The organism is Streptomyces sp. PsTaAH-124 (assembly GCF_000373685.1).
GTDB lineage: Bacteria > Actinomycetota > Actinomycetes > Streptomycetales > Streptomycetaceae > Streptomyces > Streptomyces andamanensis.
Genome location: NZ_KB892174.1, coordinates 76,585 through 87,578 on the forward strand (window position 1 = coordinate 76,585; position 10,994 = coordinate 87,578).

Sequence of the window (10,994 nt, forward strand, 5' to 3'; positions counted from 1 at the left end):
GACACCTCGTCAGGTACGGGCGGGAACGGGAGCGAGCGTGCCGAGGAACTCCTCCACCAGCGCGGCGGTGGCCTCGGCGTCGTCCTCGATGACGGTGAAGTGCGTGGCCGGCACCGGCCGGTAGGTGTGCTCGGGACGCCAGGGCCTGGCCCGCCACTCCTCCTCGGCCGCCGCCGACTCCTCGGGCAGGAACGAGCGGTCGGCGCCCAGGAACAGCACCGGCGCGGAGATCGGGTCCAGCGGGCACTGCGGCAGCAGATCGAAGTAGCGGGTCATCGCCGACAGCCCCGTACTGCCGAACAGGCCGAATTCCGCGTCCTGTTCGACCAGCGTCACGGCCATCTCCTGGAACACCTGCGCGCTGACCCCGCCGCCGGACACCTGGTAGCTGTCCACCAGCACCACACCCGCGGGCCCGGCCCCCATCTCCTCCAGGCGGGCCGCCGTCGCGTAGGCGATCAGACCACCGGAGGAGTAGCCGAACAGCACGTACGGCTCGCCCTCGGCGGCGTTCAGCACGGCGTCCGCGAGGATCGCGGTGAGCGCGTCCACCGAGCCGGGCAGGCTGTCTCCGGGGGTGAACCCGGGCGTCGGCAGGGTGCTCACCGGACGCACCCCGCGGAAGTGCGAGGCCAGCCGGGCGTGCTGGTGCTGGCCCCCGGTCGCCATCGGCGTGCTCAGGCACACCAGCCGCGGCCGGGCCGGGCCCTCGGCGAGCCGCTGCGGCCCCAGCTCGCCCGTGAACTGCGCCGCCGAGGCGAAGTGCGGCCGCAGATCGGCCACCGCCCGCAGCAGCGCGAAGCCGCCGTCCGAGTCGCCCGCCAGCACCGCGTCACGGAACAGCCCGGGAACCGTCTCGCCGCGTGCGGCCGGCGTGCTCGCCGCGGGTTCCGCGGTGAACTCCTCGCGCAGCCTGCGGGCGAGTCCCGCGGGCGTGCGGCTGTCGAAGACCGCCGTCGACGGGAGCGTCACGCCCAGGTCGTCGTGCAGGGCCGAGCGCAGCTCCATCACGCTCAGCGAGTCGAACCCCGCCTCCAGGAAGCCCCGTTCGGGATCGACCGCGTCGGCGCCGCCGTGCCCCAGCACCGTCGCCGAGTGCCGCAGCACCAGCGCCAGGATCTCCTGCTCCCGCTCCCCGTCGTCCAGCCGGGCCAGCCGGGCGCGCAGCGCCGCCGGGTCGTCGCCCGCGGCCCGCCGCCGTGCGGCCGTGCGCACCAACGAGCGGAACAGCGCGGGCGGTTCGCCCGCCGCGGCCAGCGCCTTGAAGTCGAACCGGATCGGCACCAGCGCCGCCCGGTCCGCCGCGCACGCCGTGTCGAAGAGCGCGAGACCCTCCGCCTCGGACATCTCCCGCACCCCGGAGCGGTCCAGCCGGGCGCGGTCCGCCTCGGCCAGTTCCCCGGCCATGCCCGACCCGTCGGCCCACAGGCCCCAGGCCAGGGAGAGGCCGGGCAGCCCCTGGTGGGCGCGGTGGGTGGCGAGGGCGTCGAGATAGGAGTTGGCGGCGGCGTAGGAGCCCTGGCCCGCGTTGCCGACGGTGCCCGCCGCCGAGGAGAACAGCACGAACGCGGTGAGCGGGCGGCCCTGGGTGAGATCGTGCAGGTTCCAGGCCGCGTCCACCTTGGGCCGCAGGACGGCCGCCACCCGTTCCGGGGTGAGGGAGGTGACGAGTCCGTCGTCCAGGACTCCGGCGACGTGCACGACGGCGTCCACGGGATGCGCGTCCAGCAGCGCGGCCGTGGCCTCCGGGTCGGCCAGGTCGCAGGCCGCGACCGCGATGTCCGCGCCGAGGGCGGCCAGTTCGTCGCGCAGCGCGGTCATCGCCGGATCGGACGGACCGCGCCGGCTCGCCAGCACAAGGCGCCGCACCCCGTACGCGCCGACCAGATGCCGTCCGACCGCCCGGCCGAGCGCGCCGCCCGCCCCGCTGACCAGGACGGTGCTGTCGGGGGTGAAGACGGCGGCGGGCTGGTCACTCTCGGTGGGGGTGTGCCGGGTGAGGCGGGCGGCGTGGAGGTGCCCGCCCCGGATCAGGACCTGGGGTTCGCCCGTGGTGAGGGCGGCCTCCAGGAAGGTGTCTCCTGCGGAGGGGTCGGTGTCGGTGTCGACGAGGACGAACTGGCCGGGGTTCTCGGCCTGTGCGGAGCGTACGAGACCCCAGACGGCGGCTCCGGCCGGGTCGGTGACGTCCTCGCCCGCCAGCGCCACCGCCCCGCCCGTCACCACCGTCAGCCGGGCACCGGAGTCGACCGCCTCCTGGACCTCGCCGAGGACCCGCAGCACCTCCGCGTGTGTCTCGGCGGCGCTCACCCCCGGCCGGGTCCGCAGCACCGCCACCCCGGTCGCGGCGCTCCCGTCCCCGGCCGGGGCAGCCGCCCCGTCCAGCGGGGTCCACTCGACCCGGAAGAGGCTGTCGCCGCCCGCCGGACGCGGCGCCGCGACCTCCCGCAGCACCAGCGAACCCACCGACAGCACCGGCGCGCCCTGGGCGTCCGCGACCTCCAGCGCCATGCCGTCCCCGTCCGCCGACGGCGTCAGCCGCACCCGCAGCGCCGACGCGCCCCAGGCGTGCAGTGCCACCGACGACCAGGCGAACGGCACCCGCGCCGACTCCCCGTCCGACACCAGCCCGAACACATGCAGACAGGCGTCGAACAGCGCCGGGTGCAGCCCGAAGCCCTCGGCGGCCGTGCTCTCGACCACCGTGCCCTCGGGCGGGGTGATCTCGGCGTACAGGTCGTCCCCGTCCCGCCAGGCGGCCGTCAGCCCCTGGAAGGCGGGCCCGTACCCGAACCCGGCCTCGGCCAGCTCCTCGTACATCCCCTCGACGGGCAGCGGCTCGGCACCGGCCGGCGGCCACACCGCCAGATCCCCGGACGGGGCGGGCGTGGTGGTCGGGGAGGCCGGGGTGGCCGGGGTGGCGCTGAGCGTGCCCGTCGCGTGCCGGGTCCAGGAGGCGCCTGCCTCCGCGTCCTCCTCCCGGGCGTAGACGGCGACGGTACGGGTCTCGGTGCCCTCCCCGACGACGACCTGGAAGGCGACCCCGCCCTGTTCGGGCACCACCAGCGGGGCTTCCAGGGTCAGTTCGGCCAGTGTCTCGAAGCCGGTCTGCGCCCCGGCGGCCAGCGCCAGCTCGACGAAACCGGTGCCCGGGTAGAGCGTGGTGCCCCCGACCGCGTGATCGGCGAGCCAGGGGTGGCTGTCGCGGGACAGCCGCCCGGTGAACACCACCCCGTCCGACTCCGGTGACGGCACCGCCGCCCCCAGCAGCGGGTGCTCCGGCGCCCACAGCCCCGCCTCGGACACGTCACCGCCGCCCGCGCCCGGCCAGGAACCGCCCGCGTACTCCTTGGGCGTCAGCCAGTAGCGGGTCCGCCGGAAGGCGTACGTCGGCAGGTCGTCGACCCGCCGGACACCGGTGCCCGCGAAGTACCCGGCCCAGTCGACCCGGACACCCGACGTGTGCAACTGACCGAGCGCGGAGACGAGTTCACGTACCTCTTCGCGGTTGCGGCGCTGCGCGGGGACGAACACGGCGTCCTCGGCCACGGCCGGTCCGAGCGCGGTGAGGACGGCGTCGGGGCCGATCTCCAGGAAGGTGGCGGCGGGGATGCGGGCGAGGGCGTCCGTCAGCCGGACGGGCTTGCGGATGTGCTCGGTCCAGTAGGCGGGGGTGGTGAGTTCGTCGGTGACGGTGTCGCCGGTGACCGTGGAGACGAAGGGGATGAGCGGCTGCTCGTAGGTGAGCGATTCCGCGACGGCCCGGAAGTCGTCCAGGACCGGTTCCATGAGCGGTGAGTGGAAGGCGTGGCTGACGGTGAGCTGCTTGGTCTTGCGGCCCTGGGCGGCGAAGTGGTCCGCGATGGCGCGGACTTCGGCCTCGGCGCCCGAGATCACGGTGGAATCGGGCGAGTTGAGGGCGGCGATGCCGACCCGTTCGGTCAGGTGCGGCTGGATCTCGTCCTCGGTGGCCTGTACGGCGATCATCGTGCCGCCTGACGGGAGGCTTTGCATGAGCCGTCCCCGGGCGGTGACCAGCTTGGCCGCGTCCTCCAGGGAGAAGACACCCGCCACGTGTGCGGCGGCGATCTCGCCGATGGAGTGTCCGGCCAGGTGGTCCGGGGTCACGCCCCACGACTCGACCAGCCGGTACAGCGCGACCTCGAAGGCGAACAGCGCCGGTTGGGTGTACTGGGTCTGGTTGAGCAGGTCGGCGTCCTCGCCCCACATCACCTCCCGCAACGGCCGCTCCAAGTGGGCGTCCACGGCGGCCAGTACGGCGTCCAGCGCCCGAGCGAACACAGGGTAGGACTCGGCCAGCTCCCGTCCCATGCCGAGCCGCTGCGCCCCCTGCCCGGTGAACAGGAACGCCAGCTTCCCGGTGGTCCGTGCCCGGCCGCGCAGGACGCCCGGGGCGGTGCGGCCCTCGGTGAGGGCGGCCAGGCCCTGGAGGGCGTCCTCGTGGGTCCCGGCGCAGACGACGGCGCGGTGGCGCAGGGCGCCGCGTGCGGTGGCCAGGGTGTGGGCCAGGTCGGGCAGGGCGATGCCGGGACGGGCGGCCAGCCAGGTGTGCAGTCGGCGGGCCTGGTCGGGCAGGGCCTCGGAGGAGGCGGCCGACAGTGCCAGCGGGACCACACCGGCCGGGCGCGCGCCCGGCGCGGGCTGCTCGCCGGACCGGTCCACGGGCTCCTCGGCGGGGGCCTGCTCGATGATCAGGTGGGCGTTGGTGCCGCTGAGGCCGAAGGACGACACACCGGCGCGGCGGGCGCGGCCGGTGTCGGGCCAGGCGCGGGACTCCGTGAGCAGTTCGACGGCGCCGGACTCCCAGTCGACGTGCGGGGTGGGCTCGTCGATGTGGAGAGTCTTGGGCAGGACGCCCTCGCGGATGGCCATGACCATCTTGATCACACCGCCGACACCGGCGGCGGCCTGGGCGTGGCCGATGTTCGACTTGAGGGAGCCGAGCCACAGCGGGCGGCCCTCGGGGCGGTCCTGGCCGTAGGTGGCCAGCAGCGCCTGCGCCTCGATGGGGTCGCCGAGGGTGGTGCCGGTGCCGTGCGCCTCGACCGCGTCGACGTCGGCCGTGGTGAGCCCGGCGGCGCTCAGCGCCTGCTGGATGACGCGGCGCTGAGCGGGGCCGCTCGGCGCGGTCAGGCCGTTGCTGGCGCCGTCCTGGTTGACGGCGGAGGAGCGGATCACGGCCAGTACGGGGTGGCCGTTGCGGCGGGCGTCGGAGAGCCGTTCCAGCAGCAGGAGACCGGCGCCCTCCGCCCAGCCGGTGCCGTCCGTCGAGGCGGCGAAGGACTTGCAGCGGCCGTCCGGGGCCAGCCCGCGCTGCCTGCTGAACTCCACGAAGGTCTCCGGGCTGGCCATGACGGTGACCCCGCCGGCCAGCGCGAGGTCGACCTCGCCGGAGCGCAGCGCCTGCGCGGCCAGGTGCATGCCGACCAGGGACGACGAGCAGGCCGTGTCCACGGTGACGGACGGGCCCTCGAAGCCGTACGTGTACGAGACCCGGCCGGCCAGAACCGAACCGGTGTTCGAGTTGGCCGGGTAGTCGTGGTACATCATCCCGGCGTAGACGCCGGTGGCCGAGCCCTTGAGGGCCGCCGGGTCGATTCCGGCCCGCTCGAACACCTCCCAGGACACTTCGAGGAGCAGCCGCTGCTGCGGGTCGATGTAGCGGGCCTCGCGCGGGCTGATCCCGAAGAAGTCGGCGTCGAAGCCGCCCGCGTCGTCCACGAACCCGCCCTCGCGGGCGTAGCTGGTGTCGGGCCGCTCGCCGTCCGGGTCGTACAGCTTCGCGAGGTCCCAGCCGCGGTCTGTGGGGAACGGGGCGACCGCGTCGGTGCCCTCGGCGACCAGTCGCCACAGGTCCTCGGGCGAGCGGACCCCGCCCGGGAAGCGGCAGGCCATCGCGACGACCGCCACCGGCTCCCGCGCGGCCTCGTCGAGCCTGCGGTGGTGCGCGCGCAGCCGTTCGTTCTCCTTCAGCGACGCGCGCAGCGCCGCCACCAGCTTCTGATCGGTGCCCGTCTGGGGGTTGGTCATCGCTGCTGTCCTATTCGCGGATCGAGTCGACATCGAGTCCGAGCGTGGTGTTGATGAAGTCGAACACGTCGTCCGCACTGGCGGACTCGAGTGTGGCCTGAGCGGAGGCGCCGGCCTCCTCACCGCCGCCGCCCGTGAGCCGGGCGGTCAGCGCGTGCAGCCGGGAGACGATGCGGGACTCCTCGACCTGCTGGGGTGTCAGAGCGGCCAGATACGCGCCGAACCGCTCCAGTTCCTCGTCGACCGAGCCGCCGCCCGCGCCGCCCTCCTGCGGGCACAGCTCGGTGCGCAGGTAGTCGGCGAGGGCGCGCGGCGTGGTGTAGTCGAAGACGAGCGTGGTGGGCAGCTTGCGGCCGGTCGCCGCGCTCAGCCGGGTCCGCAGGTCCACGGCGGACACCGAGTCGAAGCCCAGGTCCTGGAAGGACCGGTGCGGTTCGACCGCCGCGCCGTCCTCGTGGCCGAGGAGCGCCGCCACCTGGGTGCGGACCAGGTCCAGCAGGGCCGCGGCCTGCTCGGGCCCGGTCAGCCGCTCCAGACGGGCGGCCAGGTCCTGGCGGTCGCCGCCGCCCGCGCTCTGCTCCGGTGCGCCGCCCTCGGCGGCCTCCGGCAGCAGGTCCAGCAGGGGGCGCGGCCGGGCCAGCGTGTAGGTGGGGGCGAACTTCGCCCAGTCGATGTCGGCGACCACCACATGGGACTCGCCGTGCTCCAGGATCCGGCGCAGCGCGGCCAGCGCCGAGCGGGGCGCCATCGCGGGCGCGCCGATCCGCCGCGAGGCCGCGGCGATCTCCGGGGTGACCATGCCGCCGTCCCAGGAGCCCCACGCGACACAGGTCGCGGCCAGGCCGCGCGCCCGGCGCCGCCGCGCCAGCCCGTCCAGATAGGCGTTGGCGCTCGCGTACGCCGTCTGCCCGGCGCCGCCCCACACGGCGGCACCCGAGGAGAACAGCACGAACGCGTCCAGCTCCCGGTCCCCGAGCAGGTCGTCGAGATGGGCGGCGCCCGCGACCTTCGCGGTGCCGACCGAGGCGAACTCGGCCAGCGGCAGCTCGCCCAGCGGGACGGGCCGCTGCGCGGCACCGGCCGCGTGCACCACGGCGGTCAGCTCGGGCAGCCCGGCCAGCAGGGCGGCCACCTGCTCCCGGTCGGCCACGTCGCAGGCGGCGACCGTCACCCGGGCGCCCAGCGCGGTCAGTTCCTCCGTCAGCCCGGCCGCGCCGGGCGCCTCCGCGCCGCGCCTGCTGGTGAGGACCAGGTGCGGGGCGCCGTGCGAGGCCAGCAGCCGGGCCACATGGGCGCCCAGGCCGCCGGTGCCGCCGGTGATCAGGGTGGTGCCGCGCGGCTGCCAGGGCCGCGCGGGCTCCCGGTCGCCCAGCGGCGCGCGTTCCATCCGGCGGCCGTAGGCGCCCTGGGCGCGCAGCGCGACCTGGTCCTCGCCGCCGCCCGCCGACACGACGGCGTACAGCCCGTCGAGGACCGCCGCGTCGGCCGCGTCCGCTCCCGCCGGGAGGTCGACCAGGCCGCCCCAGGTGTCCGGCTGGTCCAGGGAGAGCCCGATGCCCAGGCCCCACAGCGAGGTCGCCAGCGGCTCCTCGACGGACTCGGTGCCGTCCACGGCCACCGCGCCCGCCGTCACGCACCACAGGGGAGCGGTGACGCCCGCGTCGGTGAGCGCCTGCGCCAGCAGGACCGTCGTCGCGGTTCCGGCGGACAGCTCCGGGTGCTCCGGGTGCGGCGCCCCGTCCAGGCCGAGCAGCGACAGCACCCCGGCCGGAGCGACGCCGTCCGCCGCCGCGCCGAGCCGCGCGGCGAGCGCGTCCCGAGTGTCGTCCGGGCCGGCCTCGACCACGGTGACGTCCCCGGCGCGCTCCCGGAACCCCTCCACGACCGCGGCCACCGCCGGATCGGCGGCCCGCCCGGCGGGCACGGCCAGCAGCCACGCGGCGGGCCCGCTCGGGGCCTGCGGGCGCGGCAGTGCGTGCCAGGTCACCCGGTAGCGCCAGGTGTCGGTCAGCGCCCGCTCCCGGTGCGTACGGCGCAACTCGCCCAGCGCGGGCAGCACTTCGGCGAGCGCGTCACCGGACACCCCCAGCCGCCCGGCCAGCGCCGCCGCGTCGTCCTGCCGCTCCAGCGCGTCCCAGAAGCCCGCGTCCAGCGGATCGGCACCGCCGCCCCCGGTGGCGGACGGCTGCCACAGGTACCAGCGGTGCTGGAAGGCGTACGTCGGCAGCTCCACCCGGCGCGCGCCCGCGAAGTACGCCGCCCAGTCCACCCGTACGCCCCGCGTGTACGCGGCGGCCAGGGCGCCCGCGGTCTCCTGCCCCTCCGGGCGGTCCCGGCGCAGCAGCGGTGCGAACACACCGTCCTCCGGGGCGAGCAGGCAGTCCGGTCCGGTCGCCGACAGCGCCGCGTCCGGGCCCAGTTCCAGGAAGGTGGTCACGCCCCGCGACTCCAGGGCGCGCACCGCGTCCAGGAACCGCACCGGCTCCCGTACGTGCCGCACCCAGTAGTCGGCGGAGCACAGCTCCTCGGCGCCGGCCGGGGCGCCGGTGACGGTGGAGACGACGGCGAGCGCCGGGGGAGCGTACGACAGGCCCTCGGCGACCCGGGCGAACTCGGCGAGCATCGGCTCCATCAGCGGCGAGTGGAAGGCGTGCGACACGTTCAGCCGCTTGGTGCGGCGGCCCAGCGCGCGCAGTGCCTCCGCGACCGCGAGGACGCCGTCCTCGGGGCCTGAGACGACCACCGACGAGGGCCCGTTGACCGCCGCGACGCCCACCTGCCCGGTGAGCAGCGGCAGCACCTCCTCCTCGGTGGCCTCCACCGCGGCCATCGCCCCGCCCACGGGCAGCGCCTGCATCAGCCGGCCGCGCGCCGCGACCAGCGCGGCGGCGTCGGCGAGCGAGAACACACCCGCCACGTGCGCGGCGGCGATCTCACCGATCGAGTGCCCGGCCAGGCAGTCGGGCGTGACACCCCAGGACTCCAGTAGCCGGAACAGGGCCACCTCGACCGCGAACAGCGCCGGCTGCGCGTACTCGGTCCGGTTCAGCAGGTCGGCGTCCTCGCCCCACATCACCTCGCGCAGCGGCCGGTCCAGATGCCGGTCCAGCTCGGTCAGCGCCGCGTCCAGCGCCTGGGCGAACACCGGCTGAGCGGCGTGCAGTTCACGGCCCATGCCGAGGCGCTGCGCGCCCTGTCCGGTGAACAGGAACGCGTTGACCGCCTCCCCCCGGGCCACCCCGGTGACCACGTTCGCGGCGGGCTCACCGGCGGCCAGCGCCGCCAGGGCGCGCCGCACCTGCTTGCGGTCGGTGGCGCTCACCACCGCCCGGTGCTCCAGCGCCGCCCGGCCCGTCGCCAGCGAGAACCCGAGGTCCCGCAGGCCGGTGTCGCCGCTCTCCGCCAGATGCGCGGCGAGCCGCCCGGCCTGCGCGCGCAGCGCCTCCTCGCTCTTGCCCGACACCACCAGCGGCACCGGCCCGCCGTCGGCCGCGGGCCGCCCGGCCCCGGCCGCCGTCCCGGAACCCTCGGATTCGCCCGGTCCACCGGCCGCGTCCACCGCCTCGGCGGGCGCCTGCTCCACGATCACATGCGCGTTGGTGCCGCTCAGCCCGAACGAGGAGACCCCCGCGCGCCGCGGCCGCCCGCCGTCTGGCCACGGCGTGTCCTCGGCCAGCAGCCGCACCGCGCCCGCCGACCAGTCCACCTTCGGCGTCGGCTCGTCCAGGTGCAGCAGCCTCGGCAGCACCCCGTGCCGCATCGCCTGCACCATCTTGATGACCCCGCCCACCCCGGCCGCCGCCTGGGTGTGCCCGATGTTCGACTTCAGCGACCCCAGCCACAGCGGCCGGTCCTCCGGCCGCCCCCGCCCGTACGTCGCCAGCAGCGCCTGCGCCTCGATGGGATCACCGAGCACCGTGCCCGTGCCGTGCCCCTCCACCGCGTCCACATCGGCGGCCGACAGCAGCGCGTCGTCCAGCGCCTGCTGGATCACCCGCTGCTGCGAGGGCCCGTTCGGCGCGGTCAGACCGTTGCTCGCGCCGTCGGAGTTGATGGCGCTGCCCCGGACCACGGCCAGCACCGGATGCCCGTTGCGGCGCGCGTCCGACAGCCGCTCCAGCAGCAGCATCCCGGCACCCTCGCCCCACCCGGTGCCGTCGGCGGACGCCGCGAACGACTTGCAGTGGCCGTCCGGCGCCAGCCCCCGGTCCTGGCTGAACCCGACGAACGCGTCCGGAGTGCTCATCACCGTCACCCCGCCCGCCAGCGCCAGCGAGCACTCGCCCGCGCGCAGCGCGCGCACCGCCCAGTGCAGCGCCACCAGCGACGACGAGCAGGCCGTGTCCACCGTGACCGCGGGCCCCTCGAAACCGAAGCTGTACGCCACCCGCCCGGACACCACACTGCCCAGCGTGCCGATCCCGCGCTCACCGAGCCCGCTGCGCCCCGCGTAGTCGTGGTAGGCGACCCCGGCGAACACCCCGGTACGGCTGCCCTTGAGCCCGGTCGGATCCAGGCCCGCCCGCTCCAGCGCCTCCCAGGAGATCTCCAGCAGCAGCCGCTGCTGCGGATCCGTCTCCTTCGCCTCCCGCGGACTCATCCGGAACAGATCGGCGTCGAAGCTGCCCATGTCGTGCAGGAAGCCGCCCCGCGTCGAGTACGTCCGGCCCGGCGTCGCCGGCTCCGGGTCGTACAGCGCCTCGGCGTCCCAGCCCCGGTTGTCCGGGAAGGACGTGATGCCGTCACCGCCCGCGGCGACCAGCTCCCACAACTGCTCCGGCGAGGTCACACCCCCCGGGTAGCGGCACGCCATCGCCACGATCGCGACGGGTTCCGCCTTCTGGTCCTCCAGCTCCCGCAACCGCCGCTTGGCCTGCTGGAGTTCGCCGGTCGCCCGCTTGAGGTAGTCCCTGAGCCTGTCGTCGTTCGCCATCGGTTCCCAC

General features: G+C 75.6%; 2 protein-coding genes. Both read right to left on the reverse strand.

Features of this window, described 5'->3' with window-relative positions; genetic code table 11:
• Positions 1 to 9: 9 nt before the first annotated feature.
• Positions 10 to 6,051, reverse strand: a complete 6,042-nt coding sequence (locus tag B086_RS0120785; RefSeq protein ID WP_018568361.1) for a type I polyketide synthase — start codon at positions 6,049 to 6,051, stop codon at positions 10 to 12.
• A gap of 10 nt (positions 6,052 to 6,061) precedes the next feature.
• Entirely contained in the window at positions 6,062 to 10,984 is a 4,923-nt protein-coding gene (locus B086_RS0120790; protein WP_018568362.1) for a type I polyketide synthase, read from the reverse strand.
• Between the last annotated feature and the right edge of the window lie 10 nt (positions 10,985 to 10,994).

Bases quoted from the DNA above. Each gene is read 5' to 3' on its own strand.
- B086_RS0120785 (WP_018568361.1), bottom strand. From the start codon at position 6,051: ATGACCAACCCCCAGACGGGCACCGATCAGAAGCTGGTGGCGGCGCTG.
- B086_RS0120790 (WP_018568362.1), bottom strand. From the start codon at position 10,984: ATGGCGAACGACGACAGGCTCAGGGACTACCTCAAGCGGGCGACCGGC.